Here is a 17,134-nt window from a genome sequence, read left to right on the forward strand (position 1 = left end):
TTAAAGCGCCAATTATAACCACACAAAGCAACAAGAGCGAAAACGCTATTCACTAAAGAAAGCCGTTAGTGGACTGAAACTTTTTATCGACAAAATACGAGGGGGAATTATGTGGCGTCTTGTTTTCAAGGGGGTTTGCCTGTGCACACTCGCGATCGCGCTTAGCGCCTGCGGCGGTGGTGGTAGCGGGGGAGGTGATAACGCCGGCGATCCCGGTGCAGGAGAAACAGATAGCGCCAGTGGCGGCAATGACAGCACTTCGGGAAGCGGGGATGGAAGCAGTTCAGTCGGTGGTACCTCGCTCGCCCTGGCAAACACTGAATACACTGTCTCCCATGTGCGCGGCCACTCCTATAGCCAGCGCCTCTACGCTATCAACATTACCGGGGATGCTAACTGGGAATTAGAAGAGTTCAACATTCCGGGAATAACCGCAGATGTCACCAGCGGTCAGGGAAGCGGTAAGATTGTTCTCACTATGGATCTCACCAAAGTCCCTCGGGATCTCTCCACCCAGCGCTTTACAATCAAAAACACAGATACCGCTGAGGAGGTCTTCGCAAACTTCACCTTCGACTTTCAGCTGCCCGAATTCTCCTTCGTGAATGACACCGTAGAGTTTGATGCAAGCCATGGATGGAATGACGCAATCCTGGAGAACACTGCTTACCTGAACACCGGCACCAATGCCTATACCACCACTATTACCGCCGACATCCCCATCACAGGTAGCTGGAAAGAGAACTCAGTAGATATTGACAACCGCTATCAAGCGGTTCCCCTGGAGCTTATCCCTTCTGCATTCTCAGAGGGCGAATACAGCGGCACTGTGACCTTAACAGCCATGATCGATGGGGAGTCCATTGAAGCAAGCTTTGATATTGTCGTCAGGGCTTCACAGCATCGCTTGATCGCGCACGATAATGGAATCGCCCTTTCCAGCCTACCCGGCAAGCAGGTACTGGAAAAATCAGTCCTGATTGACGACAGTTACTGGCAAGGCGGCATTGACTGGAGCGCGCAGACTGATGCTGCCTGGCTCACCGTGAAAAATAGCGGTATTACCGGCGAGAAATTGACTATTAGCGCCAATCCTGCAGGCCTCGCCACCAATGAAACTCACATCGCAGAAATTATTTTAACGTCGCCAGATGCTGCTATAGAAAACACAGAGACCATTTATGTGGGATTGTGGGTCGGTGATACAGACCCCCCCGCCCAGGTTGAGATACCGACACTACCCCACGGTACCGTGGCAGACCCGGTAAAGCCCCTGCTCTATGCCGTCAAAGACAATACAGTAGATGTTTACCATCTTTATACAGGCGAGCTTGTAACCTCTCACACCTTGCCATTTGAAAGAGTCAAGTCTCCTGTAATTTCCAGCGATGGTAAGACCTTATATATGCTTCGGGATGACAACTTAAAGAGCATTGCGTCCCTCAGCCTGGAGAGCCTCGAAACCAATTCGGTCAGTTACGACAATGTGCCCAGCCTTCTGAGAACCCTTCAGTACGCACGCACGAATGGAAAAGGGATGCTCGTCTCCTCCTATTTCGTCAACAGCTATGGCGCTGACACCAAGCTGCTGATGGCAGATGCCCAGAGCCTTGCCGAGATCAGCTACAATGGAGAACCTGACACCATCTACTCCGGTGCCCTGGAGGTAAGTGGGGACAGCAGGGTTTACTGCGTCACCGATTCCTCTTCTTACAGCAGTGACCTCACGTGCCTTGACGCCACCTATTCCAGCCTGGACAACGAGGCTTCGACTGAGTGGCGCTCGGCCGCCTATGGTGGGAACGGCATCGACATTGCCGTCAATTTCGACGGCAGTATTGTCTACCATGCAGCCGACCCGGGGTCAGCCATCTACCAGATAAGCACGGACAGTGGCTCAAGCAACCAGCTCTTCGATAATGATCGAGGGCTCTGCTGCCTGCAGATGGGACCTGAGGACCTGCTTTACACACTGGCATCATTCAGTAACGACGTCGGCGCCAATGATTTCTGGATCCTTGATCAGACAGGAAACGTTAACGGTAGCGGTAAAATCTCCTCGGAAAGATCCTGGAATGCCAACATGCTCAACACGGAAGTATCCGCGGATGGAAATATCATTGTCACCCGCCCCAGCAACCTGGACCTGCTGTTTTTACGTACTTACTAAAACTTTCGGGCGTTGACCGCGCCCCAAAGAAAAACCCCGGGGGATTTTTCCTCCCGGGGCTTTTGGTCATAAGCTCGGCCCCACTGAAGTCAGCCGGAGAATCCTGACGCACACTGGGCTCAGATTTTCCACTCCTTGACGGTTTCCAGCCCATGCTCCTCAATCCACTGATTGAGCTGTTTCGGGTTACGCTTCTTCTTCTCTACAGTGCCACCTGTATACGGGTTGCGATAATGGCCCACTTCCAGTTTGGGCTCACTGGGTTTGCCGTTACCGGTCTTGCGGGCACGCTTGGGTCCCTCGCCGTTGCGCTTCAGTGAACGGGCCACGCGCGCCTTCAGGGTCTGCACATATTCCGGTGCATCTTCATCGTCGAGCTGGGCCACGAGCCAGTTGACAATCGCTTCACCGCGGGCGACAAAGAACTCCTCCTCGTCCATCTGGTATTCCGCCGCCAGATTGACCAGGGCCTTGTCAAATGCAATGACTCCGTCTTTCTTGCGCTCAGCTTGAGCCATCTGCTCTTGCAGCTCTTCTATTTTGGCCTGGTGCTCGGCGATCTTCTGTTCAATCTGATCGAACTCCTGGAACATTCACTCCACCTCGACTTATATGGTATTGATAGTGTTAGTTTTTCAGGCAGCGCTATTTTTCCGCTTGAATTCCCGCTCAGGAATATTTCGCCAGCAGGCTTCAAGCAGTCGATAACTTATATCCCGAAAAAAGAAATTGATGATTGTTATTTATTGCCCTGGATAAACTGAAGCGCAATCACGCTTCATTAACCGGGCTCTGGGACTGCCCGGTTTGCAAAGGTTTCCAGCCGGGCCAAACCGGTTATTACTGAACCGTAATATAAATGACAACTTCCTGAACATAACTTCCTGTCCCGGTTTGCAGAAAGCCAGACAAACGACCTTATTCAAAATCCCGGTAAGTATAAATCATTTATTACATGACTAATGCAGCCGCTCGCAGGGGTAATGGCGGGCGGGATCCGAATAATAAGCCCTCCCCCCCAAATATCAACTCATATCAAATGTATTCAACGACGCCCCAGGCCAAGCAGAACACTTGTTCCATTTCGGCCGGCCGAACCACAAAATTGTTCTACTCCCGCGCTGGCGCGAAGTTCATTCGCTTGGTGTCCAACCGGGCATGACCTATGCTACTTGGGCTGAAAAACTCCGGGGGCCGACATGTCCAAATCGCACGATATCCACCAGATGCCCACACTCGCCGCCGTAATGACGCCTTTCCCATTGCATATCGATATCAATGCGCCCGTAGAGGCAGCACTGGAAATGATGGAGGAGCACGGTGTCCACCACCTGCCGGTGACACGGGATGGCGATCTGGAGACCATTATCTCGCGGGGCGATATCGAACGCGCCAACGCGCCGGGACACCGGCTGGAAGAGCAGCAGCTGTATGTCCATGACCTCTGTGCCAGGCGGCCCTACATTGCCGACATCCACGACCCTCTCGACCGGATCCTGTTGGCCATGGCGGATACCGGCATAGGCTCGGTACTGGTGATGCGTGAGGGGGAGCTGGCCGGCATCGTCACAGTGACGGACGTATTGCGCTTCTGCGGCAAGCTGCTCGCCGAACTGGCACAACCGGTGGACGATTCCATTGCCTGACTGGCCGATGTGGACCAGCTCATAATGGCCACACCCAAAGCAGCATGGGCACGCTGACGATGATCACCAGGATTTCCATGGGAAGCCCCATCTGCCAGTAATCGCTGAACTTGAAGCCCCCCGGCCCCAGGATTAGGGTATTGTTCTGGTGCCCAACCGGGGTCAGGAAGGCACAGGACGAGCCGATGGCCACAGCCATCAGGAAGCTGTCCGGGTTCACCTGCAGCTGGGCCGCGGCGCTGACGGCAATCGAGCACATGACCGCTGCCGTCGCGGCATTGTTCATAAAATCCGACAGGGTCATCGTCACCACCAAAAGGATAACCAGGGTGATCACCGCGTTGCCCTGGGCGACATTATCGAGCAACACCTGCGCCACCAGGTCCGCGGCACCGATCTGCTCCATCGCCTCTGCCACCGTGATCAATGCGCCCAGCAGCACTATCACGGCCCCGTCCACAGACTCATAGACATTGCGCAGCGGCATCACTTTAAGCGCCATATAAGCCAGTACACAGGCGGCGAACGAGATCGCTGCCGGCAGCAACCCGAACGCGGCACCGGCAACGGCCAGCGCCATGGCCACCAGGGCCACCACTGCTTTTTCAGTATTGGGGATACTGATATCCCGCGTCGCCAGTGGCACACAGCCCTGCTCTGCGGCAAAGGTGTTCAGGCTGTAGTCGGTGCCCATCATCAACAGGGCATCCCCCGGGCGCAGCGGTGTGGAGCGCAGCCGCCGGACAGAGCGGCGCCCCTGGCGCGAAAGCGCCAGCAGGTTAATTTCGTAGCGTGCCGGCAACCGCAGCATACGGGAGGTACGACCGGTGAGCGGTGAATCCGGCATTACCACCAGCTCCCGCAACTGGATATCGTCCTCCGTCGAGCGCTCCTTGTCTTTTTCTCCGTTATCGCCATTCGGGCCACGGGACTTTTTCTCCGTTTGCTCCCCGCGTTTTTCCTGTTTTTTTTCCTTTTTATCTGTCGCACTGTGTTCTTCCGGGTCTGCCGTCAGGCGCAGGCCCAGTTTCGCCACCGACGAGGTCAACGCCTCGGGCTCTGCCTCCATGATCAGGATATCGCCGCTACGGATACGCTGTGCCGGGGTGGCCGGTGAGACCCGGATGTCGTTGTGCACCACACCCACCACCTGCGCATCCTCCTCCTCCAGCATCTGGGATATTTCCCACAGGGTTTTGCCATCGGCGGCGCTTTTCTCTTCCACCAGGGCCTCGGTCAGGTAAGTACCGGTATCAAACGTGGCGGCCCCGGCCTGGGTGCGGAAGGGAACGAGACGCCAGCCCACCAGTGACACGAAAGCCACCCCCACCAGGGCTACCACCAGCCCGACCGGGGTAAAGTCGAACATGCCGTAACTGCCGGCCCCGGCGGAGTCGCGGAAACCGGATACGATCAGGTTGGGCGGAGTGCCAATCAGGGTGGTCATGCCGCCGAGGATGGTGCCGAAGGACAGCGGCATCAGCACCTTGCCAGGTGGCAGCTTGTTCCGCTCGGCAACGTCTGCCGCCACCGGCATCAGCAGGGCCATGGCCCCAACGTTGTTCATGAAGCCCGACATCAGGGCCCCCACCGCCGTCAACGCGGCGATGATGGCGGTGACACTGCCGGTCCTGGGAATCAGGCGCTGCGCAAGGGCACCCATGGCACCGGTGCTCTGAAGCCCGCGGCTCAGGATCAGTACACAGGCCACGGTCACCACCGCCGGGTGGCCAAACCCGTCAAAGGCATCCTCCGGCTGGACCAGCCCGGTCACCACACAGGCCAGCAGGGATCCCAGGGCCACCATGTCGTGGCGCCAGTTGCCCCAGATGAACATGGCGATGGTGATGGTGAGGATAATGAATAGCGTCAGCTGTTCGAGCGTCATTGGGAGCCGCGTCCGTGGCAACCTGGTCCTGTGGAAAAACTCTTTTCAGGTTACACTCACGCCGCCATCTGAGGAGTCTTGATTTGCGCCACAACACCGACAACTACCGCCAGCTGTTCCTGGACGACGTCCCACTGATGGATGTGCGCGCCCCGGTGGAATTCGCCCGCGGCGCCTTCCCCACCAGCGAGAACCTGCCCCTGCTGGACGACCACCAGCGGGAGGCTGTAGGTATCGAGTACAAGCAGGCCGGGCAGGATGCCGCCATTGAGCTTGGCTGGACCCTGGCCACCGACGAGGTGCGGGCCGACCGCCTGGCCGCCTGGCGCGCGTTCGTCGGGCGCCACCCGAATGGATACCTGTACTGTTTCCGCGGCGGGCTGCGGTCCCGCACCACCCAGCAGCTCCTGCGTGAGGCCGGCATCGACTATCCGCTCGTCGAGGGCGGCTACAAGGCCATGCGCAACTTCCTGATCGAAGAGCTGACACGACAATGCGCGCACCTGTCATTTGTGGTGCTGAGCGGCCATACCGGTTCCGGCAAAACCGAGCTGCTGCACTACGCCCGGCGCGCGGTAGACCTGGAAGGCATCGCACGGCACCGCGGCTCCTCCTTTGGGCGCACCGGGCTGCCGCAGCCCTCTCAGATCGATTTCGAGAACAGGCTCGCTACCGAACTCCTGAAACTGGGCGAGGAATCAGGGGAAGTCTTCCTGGAGGACGAGAGTCGCCTGATCGGGCGTTGCGCCCTGCCGGTCATCATGCGCCAGGGGATGCATGTGGCGCCGCGGGTGCTCGTGGACGAGCCGGTGGAGAATCGCGCCCGCCGCATTGTGCGTGACTATGTCAGCACGGCACTGACTCGCTTTGCCGACGCGGATGAGGGCCCCCATGCAGCTCTGGGAGAAGAGCTTCGCGCCAGCCTCGCCCGTCTGCGCAAGCGCCTGGGTGGCCTGCGGCACCAACAGCTGGACGAACAGCTCGCCAGTGCCAACGCCGAGCTTGCCCGCTGCGGTGACAGCGAGGGCTATATCCCTGTTGTCATTTCCCTGCTGCGCGATTACTACGACCGCGCCTACGACCACACGATGCAGAAGCACGCGGGCACTGTGCTTTTCCGTGGCACTTATGCAGAGGTGGCGGAGTGGCTGCAATCCCGCTAGCCAGCTGAAGTGGCGATAGCCACCGGAAAGGCTGCTCAGGAAGTGGGAGAAGTTCGGGTCAGCTGGAAACGGCGCGCCAACAGCCGGTCGCGCAGGCGCCGGGGCAGCCAGCGCGCCATCCACGGCAACAGGGTGCTGCGGTTGCCGATCCGCACCAGGCGCCGGGGCCGCTTGCGCAGCAACTCCCTCACCAGCTGCCGTGCCATCTCACTGGCCAGGGTCGCATTATGCTGCGACTCCTGGGCTCGCGCCCGCACAGCATCCTCCTGCCGCTTGTACCAGGAATCCGGGGCCAGCAGGCCGCGCAGTGAAACCTCGGCGTGGCGACCGAACTCGGATGCAATGGCTCCCGGCTGCACCGTCATCACGCGAATGCCGAATGGTTTCAGCTCCAGCCGCAATACATCCGATAACGTGTGCAACGCCGCCTTGGAGGCGCAATAGGCGCCGGAGAAAGGGGTCGGCAGTATCCCGGATACCGAGCCAATATTGCAGATCAGCCCGCGTCGCGCAGACCGCATCAGTGGCGCACAGGCGCGGATCAGCGCCATGGGGGCAAAGACATTGGTACGGAACTGGTTCTCCAGCGCCCGCGTATCGAGCTCGATCAGCGGGCCCATCTGGCCATAGCCGGCATTGTTGATCAGGATATCCAGGCGGCCGTATGCGGCCTTGAGGGCGTGCACGACACGATTGATATCAGCCTGGGAGTTGACGTCCAGCGCCTCGGTGGCAATCCCCATGTCGGCCAGCTCCTGCAGGCTTTCCGGGCGCCGGGCAGTGGCAATAACGATAGTGCCGCGGCGATGCAGGGCCAGGGCCAGCTCCCGGCCGATGCCACTGGAACACCCGGTGATCAGCGCCACCCGGTCGGGCACTATGTACCCGCGGCCGATCTGTACCAAGCTCTCGGCGGCAAAGCCGGCGTCGGAAGGGCGATAATTCGAGGCGGGCGGTCTACTCACTGGTCGCGGCTCCACGATCCTTACGTTGCACCGGCCGGTGCCGGCGATTGCTCACGAAAATGGGGGTTCTCGATCAGGCCGAAAATATTGCCGAACGGATCGAGGAAGCTGGCCATCAATATGCCATCTCCCACATCCACCGTCTCGCTGTGCTGACGCGCACCCAGGGCATTCAACCGCTCCACCTCCGCGGCGATATTGGCAACGCCCCAGTAGGCAACCACACCATCGGCCCGGCTGGTGACACTGCGGGCATCAGGGTTCAGGCCCAGTTCAAACCCGCCCACGTCAAAGCCTACATAGCATTCGCTGTCGAAATAGGGTTCGAGCTCCAGCGCCGCGATGTACCAGCCTCGCGCCTCCGCGAGGTCCGGGACACCGTAAACGACGGTGCGCAAACCGAGAAACCGCCCCATCCGGAGACCTCTTTTTATCGTTATCTGCTCTGCTGGCCCCGGGCTCTGACAGCAGCCGCCACTATTTCGCCTGTTGGCACGCCGCGTACCCTACTGCAGCTCGTGCTCGAGCTGCTCCAGCAGGTCCAGGGGCTCCAGCTCGATGCCTTCCAGCTCGCTGTTCCAGTTGATGCCCACCAGCAGCACGTCGTCGTGCATGCCGGTCAGCCAGTCGTCCATAAACTCTTCCAGGTCAATCGCCACCACCCGGTAACCGGCCCAGTCGCCGGAGATATGCCCCTCGGCAAACTCCCGCTGTGACCAGAAAGGCATCACATCCGTTTCCGGGTATTTTTCCGACGCGCACAGCGCAAAGCCCTCTTCCCCCTCGAGGGCCCAGACACACCCCTGCGCCGCCGCTTCCGGCAGGAATCGCGCGCAGTTGTCCTCGAAATCATTGCTCAGGGGTTCGACTTGCATGGCAGCAGCACCTTGGAATTCGATGGCAGTTTACGCCAGTTTCGCGAGAGGCACCAAAGGCAACCTGCGGCTGCGCGATCGATCGACGCAGACCGGGATCACAGTACCAGCCGGTGGCCGTTATCGCGCAGCCAGCGCCGCAGTTCCCGGTAATCCGGGCAAACGCTGGCCACCAGCTGCCAGAAGGCGGGACTGTGATTGTGGTGCTGCAGGTGACAGACCTCGTGCGCCACCAGGTAATCCACCACCGCCACCGGGGCAAGGCTCACCAGCCAGTTGTACTGCAATTCACCCCGCAGGGTGCAGTGACCCCACTTGCTGCGGGTACGCCGCACCCGCACCGCACTGAAACGCAACCCCAGTCGCCCGGCCACTTCCGTGGAACGCTCGCGAAACAGCGCCAGCGCCTCGCGCTGGTAAAGCCGCCGCAGGGCGGCCTGCACTTGCTGTGCATCGGGATCTCGCGCGCGGGTATACAGGTGGATGGCGTCATCGCGCATTCCGGCATCCGCCGGTCGGTTGGCGCGCAGCAGCGGCAACCGGCGTCCCAGCCAGGGGAATGACTCACCGAACGCAAACCGGTGCTGCGGCACCTCGGCTGCACGCTGGCGAGCCTGCAGTAACTGGGTACGCACCCAGTGGATGTTTTCCTGCAGGAACCGGTGCCCGTGGCGCGCCGCACAACGCTGCGGTATCCGCACCTCCACTCCGGTACCCGCCAGCACCAGCCCCAGGCGCTTGCGCCGGGGCGAGCGCACCAGCCGGTACGGCACCTCCTCGAATACGTACTGCCCCACGTCGATCATCGGTCGCCGTGAGGCACTACCGCCATGGTGATGCGGGAGATGCAGTTGAGCTTGCCACTGGGATCGGTGATACGGATTTCCCACACCTGGCTGCTGCGACCGATGTGCACCGGGCGCGTGGTACCGGTGACAACACCCTCCGCCACCGGGCGCAGGTGGTTGGCGTTGATTTCCTGGCCCACGCAGTAAAACTTCTTCCCGTCCACCACCAGGTTGGCGGCGATCGAGCCCAGCGTTTCCGCCAGCACCACGCTGGCGCCGCCGTGCAGGATGCCGAATGGCTGGCGTGTACGCCGGTCCACCGGCATGGTGGCGGTCAGGTAATCCTCCCCCAGCTCGGTGACTTCAATCCCCACATGCGCCGGCATACAGCCGTTGCACATCTCATTCAGCTCATCCAGGGAGGCCTCGTGGTGCCAGATACCCATACAAATTTCCTCAGTACCAGAAACTGACGCCCGGGGCGCCGAATCGATGCAGTTCCAGGTCCAGCAGACGCAGCTCCTGCCGCAGTGAACGGCGACGCAATTGCAGGGCCTGGCGCTCTTCCTCGGACTCCGCCGCGTTCAGGGCGGCGCGGACCGCGAACAGTTCGTCCCGCAGGTATTCGTGGCGGCTCACCAGCTGGCGGTACTGCTGCTCTACCCGGTAGAGCGCCAGGCCGCGCTGGTATTCCCTCAAAAACAGATCGGCAGTGGGGCCAGTGCACACGCCCTGGTAATCGCGCCCGCGACGCCCCTCGACGTAACCGTTCTCCGCGGTGCAGTATTCCTCCACCCCTTCCTCGTGTCCCCGCAACCAGGCATCGCTGTCCACCCGCGCGCCGTACTGCTGGCACTCCTGCGCCATTTCGTACACCTTCGCCTGCCCGACCCCGCGGCTGCCGTCCTGCACCCCCAGCTCGTACCAGTTTCCGGCACGACACTGTTCCTCTGAAATCACCGCGCAACCGGGCAGCAGCACCGGCAATAGCGCCATGGCGGGCATCAACACGTGCTTAACTCTTATCATCACTGGCCCCCGGATTGCCGTTATGCGGGCAATCTCGTTATCTGGTCTCTCCCCGCGCCCCACGCGCGGGCACGTCAGCCGAAACGCTTGTCGGCGACAAAGGGGTTGGTCTCCCGCTCCTGGCCGAGGGTCGACATCGGGCCGTGCCCCGGGATAAAGCGCACATCATCCCCCAGCGGCCAGAGCTTCTCCCGGATCGAGCGGACCAGGGTATCGTGGTCGCCGCGGGGGAAGTCGGTGCGGCCGATGGAGCCCGCAAACAGGACATCCCCCACCAGGGCCAGTCGGCTGCCGGGATGGAAGAAGATCACATGGCCCGGGGTATGGCCGGGGCAATGGTGCACCTCCAGCGTCTCCTCGCCCACGGTGACAGTATCGCCCTGCTCCAGCCAGCGATCCGGGGTAAAGCTCTCCACCGGCGGGAAGCCGAACATCTGCGTCTGCACCGCCAGCTGCTCGATCCAGAACGCATCTTCGCGCTGCGGGCCCTCGATGGGCAGCTGCAGCTGCGCCGCCAGTGCGGCGGTGCCGCCGACATGGTCCAGGTGGCCGTGGGTGAGCAGGATTTTCTCCAGCTTCAGGTCACGCTCTTCCACCGCTGCCAGGATGCGCTCAATATCGCCACCGGGGTCGACCACCGCGGCGCGCTTGCTGTTTTCGCACCAGAGCAGCGTGCAGTTCTGCTGGAATGGCGTGACCGGGACGGTATGAAACTGCAGGGACATAGGAGTAAACCACCAACGTTGAATTCAGCCACCATTATACAGAGGCCAACACACGATTCAGCGCCCCCGTCCCTGCAACCTAGGCAGTTGCGGCGGTGTGGCTGCGGGCTGTTACCGGACGTCCCCCGGTACGCTGCAGCAGTGCCCGCAGGTCCTGCAGCAACTGCTCCTGCACCAGCTCACTTTCCCAGTATCCCTGGTGCGCCACCAGCTGGGGCCCCCATTGGGCCGCACCGGTTTCCGCCAGCGAACAGGTCTCGTAATCCCGGTACACCGCCTGGTTGTAGGAGGGGCTAAGGGGCTTCAACGGCCAGCCGAACAGGTCGTCGGGATGGTAGAAATTCTTCCAGCGAAAGCTGTAACCGCGGGTGTCGGCGGTCACTGCCTGGATCTGCTCTCGCGGCAGGGCGGCGCTCCACAGTGGCATGGTGGGCCCCATCGTGTACCAGTGGCTGAGGGTCTTCAGGCGCAGGAACAGGTCGCGCGCCGAGCCCTTGTGTACCCCGCGCGGCCCGCCATCGCGCCAGATGCCATGGCCGATGGTGGGTCGCTGGGCATCCCAGAGGTAGTTGGACAGTGTTGTGCAACTGGCAGAGTGACTGAGCAGCAGCACCGGCGCCGTGTCCCCGGCCGCGGCGGCGGCCTTCTCCAGGGTGCGATAAATGGCCTGCTGGGTCTTGTCGTAGTTGCCGTCGCGCTGCTGTGACGAGGAAAACTGGGCGGCGCTCTCGGCCATACCAAACAACATAAAACGGCGTGCGCGCAGGAAATCCATATCGCGCTTCTTCATCCCCTCGAAGACGCGCTCGACGTTGGTGTGCAGGTGTTCGTGGCAGGGAATGGTGTCGCAGTGCAGTCGCCCCCAGTCGTCCCCCAGCCCCTGGCGCAGGGCGCGGAACAGCGGCTCGGCGAAACTGTCGTCCGCCGCCCCCATTCCCGGCGCCGCCAGAATGACTATATCGGTCATGAATGCCCCTGATTGGTTGTTCTTCTTTGTTGTTGTGTTTGTTGTTATGGCTGCGCCTGGACATCTGCGCGGCTTGTTTATTGTCGTATTTTGAGTAATGGCACCGCTGAAAAACCGGAACCTGATCGCAGGTTGAACACGAAAGTACCATCTGGTCACGGTTTTGCAAGCGCCCGGGAGCCCGGTCGCTGCACTGACAGCCGATGTGGCGGGACGAGCGGCCCTCCCCCCCCGGGGGAGGATGTCACGCAGCGGTAGCCATGGGATGCTCATCGTGCATAATTACGCCTGTACAAAAACCAATCAACGGGCCGATTCTCAGCGATGCTACTAGCCTCCAAATACAGCCTGCCGGACTGCCCGGAGAACACCCTGGTGCGCCCGCGCCTGCTCTCCCTGCTGGAAGAGAGCGACATCGACCAGGTCATGCTGGTGACTGCGCCGGCCGGCTATGGCAAGACCACCCTGGTCTCCTCCTGGGCGGCCAGCCAGGACAGCCCGGTGGCCTGGTTCTCGCTGGACAGTGGCGACAACGAGCCGGGCCAGTTCTGCCGCTACCTGGTAGAAAGCGTGCATCGCGCCACCGGTAACGGCGTACCCGAGACCCACGCCCTGGTCAGCGCCCAGCAGAGACCCGATCCCTCACTGGTGGTGAGCCAGCTACTGGCGGAGCTGCGCGGCCTGCCCAGCGAGCTGCGCATTGTGCTCGACGACTACCACCAGATCGACAGCGAGGCAGTGCACGACATCACCCGCTTCCTGCTGCGGCATGCCCCGGCCGGTATCGGCGTGGTGCTCACCAGTCGCAGCCAGCCACCACTGGGACTGGCCACCTTGCGGGTACAGGGCCGCCTGCTGGAACTGGGCAGCGACAGGCTGGCCCTGAATGCCGGGGAGACCGCCCAGCTACTGCAACAGAGGCTGCCTTTCAGCCTCGACAGCGATCGCGTCGAGCAACTGCACCAGCTCAGCGAGGGCTGGCCACCGGCAGTGCAGCTGTTCGCCCTGTCGGTGCGCAACGCCGAGGAGGTGGACCGCTACCTGGGAGAGCTGGAACAGGGCCACTCGCATATCCTCGACTACCTGGCGGAAGAGGTACTGGAGCGGCTCGAGCCGCAGTTGCGGGAACTGCTCGCCTGTACCTCGATCCTCACCCGCGTCAACGCCACCCTGGCAGAACGCCTGAGCGGGCTCGAGGACGGGCAGCAACTGCTGGAGCAGGCGGCGCGCCGGGGGCTGTTCCTGCAGGCGCAGGACTCGAGCCGCCAGTGGTTCCGCTACCACCCGGTATTCGCCCGCTTCCTGCAGCGCCAGCTGACCGAGAAGACCCGCCTGCAGGAGCTGCACCGGCTTGCCAGCGATACCTGGCAGGAACTGGACCAGCCGCTGGAAGCCCTTCGCCATGCACTGGCAGCTGAGGACACCGAGCGCCTGCAGCAACTGCTGTACGCCCAGGGCGAACAGTTCCTGCGCGAGGGCCAGATCCGCGTTCTCAACGACTGCCTCTCCTGGCTCGGCACCGAAAAACTGCAACACAACGCCCGCTTTACCCTGATCGCCGCCAAGCTGGCGCGGGACAACTTTGAATACGACCACTGCGAAAAGGTACTGACCGCAGCGGAGAGCTGGCTCCAACGGGAGGACCCGGAGCAATGGCGCGATTTCGAGGGCGCCTTTGCCACTGTCCGCGCCCAGGCTGCCGTGGCCCGCGGCCAGACACTGGTGGCCAAGGAATATGCCGAGGAGGCGCTGGAGCTGCTGCGACCGGATCAGCTGGGTGAGCGTATCGCTGCGCTCCTGGTGGTGGGTGAAACCAGCTTCTGCCTGGGTGCCCTGGACGATGCCATCGACCATATGCGCGAAGTGGAAGCCCTGGCACTGGCCGAGCAGGATCACCCCAGTGCCGCCTGGGCAATCTGCCAGCAGACCGAGATCGCCATTGCCCAGGGCCTGCTGAAAAAGGCCGCGGCCCTGCAGGAACGGGCCCAGCGGCTGGTGGAGGAACACCACCTGGTGGGCCTGCCCATTTCTGAATTCATCTGCCGGCTGGGCGGCCAGCTGGAATGGGAAGACTGCCGGCTGGAAGACGCGGCCGCCTCGGCCCGGCGCGGTATGCAGATCAACCGCAAGGCCGGTGAGCGCTGGTTACTGCAGGAGTACAGCCTGCTACTGAAGGTGGCCCAGGCCCGCGGCGAGCGGGATGAATCACTGGAATGGCTGTCCCGGATCGACCGCCTGCTGGCCGGCGAACGCTACCACCGGGACTGGGTCGCCAACGCCGACGCGGCACGGCTGCGCGCCTGGCGTGCGCTGAACGACCAACAGGCCATCGCCGCCTGGCTGGAACAGGCCCAGCCGGTGGCTGATCGCCCCAGCAACCACTTTGAGCAGTGCCACGGGCGCAACCATGTGCGCGCCCTGGTCGAGGTACACCGCTGGTCCGATGCCAACCGGCTGCTGAGCCGCCTGCAACAGGTAGCACGCGAGTGTGGCCTGGTGACAGACTGCCTGCGCAACCTGGTGCTCGAGTCGCACCTGCTGTGGCTGCGCGAACAGCGCGAGGCTGCGGTACACGCCATCAGCGAAGCCCTGAGTATCGCGGTGGAACGGGACTTCAAGGCCAGCTTCCTGCAGATCGGCAAACCCCTGATCGTGATTCTCAAGGCCGCCATTGACAGCGGCCTGGGGGAGGCCGAGCGGGACAAGGCCCAGGAACTGATCCGCCTGGCCCAGCAGCAACCGGAGCTGGACGGCGGTATCCGGATCGAACTGGACGAGACCATTATCCGCGAGATTCTCGACAGCGACGCGGTGCCCGACTTCCTGCGCCACTCACCGCTGACGCCCCGGGAATGGCAGGTACTCAATGCCATTCACTCCGGGCTATCGAACGAGCGCATTGCCCGGCATTTCAAGGTGGCCCCGAGTACCATCAAGACCCACATCCGCAGCCTGTACCAGAAACTCGACGTGAAGGACCGCCAGGAAGCCATCGCCCTGGCAGAGCAGATGCTGCGCTCGGTGCAGGACCAGCCCTCCGACCAGGGTCACTCCTGACTTTCCTTCGACCTCCTCCCCACACGGGGAGGAGGCATCACTTGCCCCCCAACGCCATACTGACCCTATCCTGAAAGACGACTGCCGATGGGACGTAGTTATGAGTGGCAACAACACCGAGTGGTGGCGCAACAGCGTTATTTACCAGATCTATCCGCGCAGCTTCTGCGACGCCAATGGCGACGGTATCGGTGACCTGGCAGGCATTACCAGCAAACTCGACTACGTGAAGTCCCTGGGCGTGGACGCCATCTGGATTTCGCCATTTTTCAAGTCGCCAATGGCGGACTTCGGCTATGACGTCGCAGACTACCGCGATGTGGACCCGATCTTCGGTAACCTGCAGGACTTCGACAACCTGATCGAGGCGGCCCACCAGCGCGGACTGAAGGTCATTATCGACCAGATTCTCAGTCACTCGTCCGACCAGCACCCCTGGTTCGAGGAGAGCCGCTCCAGTCGCGACAACCCCAGGGCCGACTGGTATGTGTGGGCCGATCCCAGGCCGGACGGCAGCGTGCCCAATAACTGGATGTCGAATTTCGGCGGCAGTGCCTGGCGCTGGTGTACCCGTCGCCGCCAGTACTACCTGACCAATTTCCTCAAGGAACAACCGGACCTGAACCTGCATAACCCGGAAGTCCAGGAGCAGTTGCTGGCGGACCTGAAATTCTGGCTCGAACGCGGCGTGGATGGATTCCGTCTGGATGCCATCAACCACGCTTTCCACAACCGCTCACTGCAGGACAACCCGGCCCGGCCGCTGGAACTGGACGAAAATGGCCTGCCACCGGTGAACACTTACCAGTACCAGTGGCATATTCACGACAAGTCCCAGCCGGAAAACCTGGTGTTCCTGCAGCGCGTGCGCCAGCTCCTGGACCAGTATCCGGACACTGTCACCGTGGGCGAAGTGGGCGATGACAACACCCACAAGGTGATGGCCGACTACACCACCGAGAACCGCCTGCACATGGCCTATTCCTTTGACCTGCTGTCTGAGGAGTGCAGCGCCGAATTCCTGCGCGAAACGCTTGGCAAAAACCAGCAGGTGATCGAGGAGGGCTGGCCCTGCTGGTCCATCAGCAACCACGATGTGCCTCGCCCCATGACCCGCTGGAACAAGGGCTTCGACCCGGAACAGGCCGCCGCCCGCGTGCCCATGTTCCTGCTGACCCAGCTGACCCTGCGCGGCAGCGTATGCCTGTACCAGGGCGAGGAGCTGGGCCTGGAGGAAGCGGATATCGCCTTCGAGGACCTGGTGGACCCCTATGGCATCAACCTGTGGCCCGAGTTCAAGGGCCGCGATGGCTGCCGCACTCCCATGCCCTGGGTCAATGGTGGCGAGGCAAACGCCGGCTTCTCCCCGGTCAAGCCCTGGCTGCCGGTGCCAGATGAGCACTACCACAAGGCGGCGAGCCTGCAGGAGGACGACTCCGCATCCATGCTGAACCGTTTCCGCGCGCTGTTGCAGTGGCACCGCGAATGGCCGGGCCTGGCCACTGCGGAGCAGGAAATCGTCGACACCGGCAACGACCTGCTGGTGTTCTACCGCCGCACTGAAACCGAGGAATTTCTTGTGGCCGCGAACTTCGGGCACCAGGCCGATACACTGGAGCTGCCCGCAGGGTTCGCAGAGGCACGGGACATCACTCCGGCGGGCTTCGCCGGCAAGGTTACCGGCGGCACTGCCGCGCTCCCGGTGGCGGGCGCCCGGGTGCTGTACCGGAAAAAAACCGGTTCCGGCCAGTAACTCAAGGATTTAAAAGGGGGGATTGGCGCACAAGCCAGATCAGTCAGTTTACGAGGCGCCCCCGGGCCCTGAACCGCCATTCGTCACCCCTGGGCGCCTCACCCTATT

15 protein-coding genes are annotated in these 17,134 nt (G+C 61.7%); 5 read left to right on the forward strand and 10 right to left on the reverse strand.

Annotated features, from left to right (window positions below; genetic code table 11):
- The first annotated feature begins 109 nt into the window (after window positions 1–109).
- Window positions 110–2,170, forward strand: coding sequence for a hypothetical protein (locus LVD11_RS05245; RefSeq protein ID WP_237057106.1), 2,061 nt, complete (start codon window positions 110–112; stop codon window positions 2,168–2,170).
- Window positions 2,171–2,289: 119 nt separating this feature from the next.
- Here LVD11_RS05245 and LVD11_RS05250 read toward each other — a convergent pair whose 3' ends face one another.
- Window positions 2,290–2,763 carry a hypothetical protein gene (locus tag LVD11_RS05250; RefSeq protein WP_237057107.1) on the reverse strand — a complete coding sequence of 158 codons (474 nt, stop codon included), beginning with the start codon at window positions 2,761–2,763 and terminating at the stop codon, window positions 2,290–2,292.
- Window positions 2,764–3,369: 606 nt separating this feature from the next.
- Between LVD11_RS05250 and LVD11_RS05255 the strand changes: the two genes are divergently transcribed.
- Entirely contained in the window at window positions 3,370–3,816 is a 447-nt protein-coding gene (locus LVD11_RS05255; RefSeq protein WP_237057108.1) for a CBS domain-containing protein, read from the forward strand.
- 19 nt (window positions 3,817–3,835) lie between these two features.
- Here the strand turns inward: LVD11_RS05255 and LVD11_RS05260 are convergent, their stop codons facing one another.
- Complete coding sequence (locus tag LVD11_RS05260; RefSeq protein ID WP_237057109.1) at window positions 3,836–5,704, reverse strand: SLC13 family permease; 1,869 nt, start codon at window positions 5,702–5,704, stop codon at window positions 3,836–3,838.
- Between the two features lie 83 nt (window positions 5,705–5,787).
- Here LVD11_RS05260 and mnmH point away from each other — a divergent pair, with 83 nt between their 5' ends.
- On the forward strand, window positions 5,788–6,867 hold the full coding sequence (gene mnmH / locus LVD11_RS05265) for a tRNA 2-selenouridine(34) synthase MnmH (RefSeq protein ID WP_237057110.1): 1,080 nt from the start codon (window positions 5,788–5,790) through the stop codon (window positions 6,865–6,867).
- Between the two features lie 35 nt (window positions 6,868–6,902).
- Here mnmH and LVD11_RS05270 read toward each other — a convergent pair whose 3' ends face one another.
- The 8 genes from LVD11_RS05270 to LVD11_RS05305 form a co-directional block, all read right to left on the reverse strand.
- Entirely contained in the window at window positions 6,903–7,832 is a 930-nt protein-coding gene (locus LVD11_RS05270) for an SDR family oxidoreductase (protein WP_237057111.1), read from the reverse strand.
- Between the two features lie 20 nt (window positions 7,833–7,852).
- On the reverse strand, window positions 7,853–8,248 hold the full coding sequence (locus LVD11_RS05275) for a VOC family protein (protein ID WP_237057112.1): 396 nt from the start codon (window positions 8,246–8,248) through the stop codon (window positions 7,853–7,855).
- A gap of 90 nt (window positions 8,249–8,338) precedes the next feature.
- Window positions 8,339–8,707 carry a DUF2750 domain-containing protein gene (locus LVD11_RS05280; RefSeq protein WP_237057113.1) on the reverse strand — a complete coding sequence of 123 codons (369 nt, stop codon included), beginning with the start codon at window positions 8,705–8,707 and terminating at the stop codon, window positions 8,339–8,341.
- Window positions 8,708–8,805: 98 nt separating this feature from the next.
- Window positions 8,806–9,513, reverse strand: coding sequence for a M48 family metallopeptidase (locus LVD11_RS05285; protein WP_237057114.1), 708 nt, complete (start codon window positions 9,511–9,513; stop codon window positions 8,806–8,808).
- A complete protein-coding gene (locus tag LVD11_RS05290; protein WP_237057115.1) occupies window positions 9,510–9,941 on the reverse strand; it encodes a hotdog fold thioesterase in 432 nt (143 codons plus the stop codon). The genes LVD11_RS05285 and LVD11_RS05290 overlap by 4 nt, the downstream gene beginning before the upstream one ends.
- Window positions 9,942–9,951: 10 nt before the next feature.
- Window positions 9,952–10,524 (reverse strand): DUF2799 domain-containing protein, encoded by a 573-nt coding sequence (locus tag LVD11_RS05295; RefSeq protein WP_237057116.1) that lies wholly within the window; start codon window positions 10,522–10,524, stop codon window positions 9,952–9,954.
- A 74-nt stretch (window positions 10,525–10,598) separates the two neighbouring features.
- On the reverse strand, window positions 10,599–11,249 hold the full coding sequence (locus LVD11_RS05300) for an MBL fold metallo-hydrolase (protein WP_305080661.1): 651 nt from the start codon (window positions 11,247–11,249) through the stop codon (window positions 10,599–10,601).
- A gap of 79 nt (window positions 11,250–11,328) precedes the next feature.
- The gene (locus LVD11_RS05305; protein ID WP_237057117.1) at window positions 11,329–12,216 is read right to left on the reverse strand and encodes a hypothetical protein; all 888 of its coding nucleotides are present in this window, start codon (window positions 12,214–12,216) and stop codon (window positions 11,329–11,331) included.
- 324 nt (window positions 12,217–12,540) lie between these two features.
- Between LVD11_RS05305 and malT the strand changes: the two genes are divergently transcribed.
- A complete protein-coding gene (malT, locus tag LVD11_RS05310; protein WP_237057118.1) occupies window positions 12,541–15,273 on the forward strand; it encodes an HTH-type transcriptional regulator MalT in 2,733 nt (910 codons plus the stop codon).
- Window positions 15,274–15,373: 100 nt separating this feature from the next.
- Entirely contained in the window at window positions 15,374–17,026 is a 1,653-nt protein-coding gene (locus LVD11_RS05315) for an alpha-glucosidase (RefSeq protein WP_237057119.1), read from the forward strand.
- The last annotated feature ends 108 nt before the right edge of the window (window positions 17,027–17,134 follow it).

This window comes from Microbulbifer sediminum, assembly GCF_021729035.1.
Lineage (GTDB): Bacteria > Pseudomonadota > Gammaproteobacteria > Pseudomonadales > Cellvibrionaceae > Microbulbifer > Microbulbifer sediminum.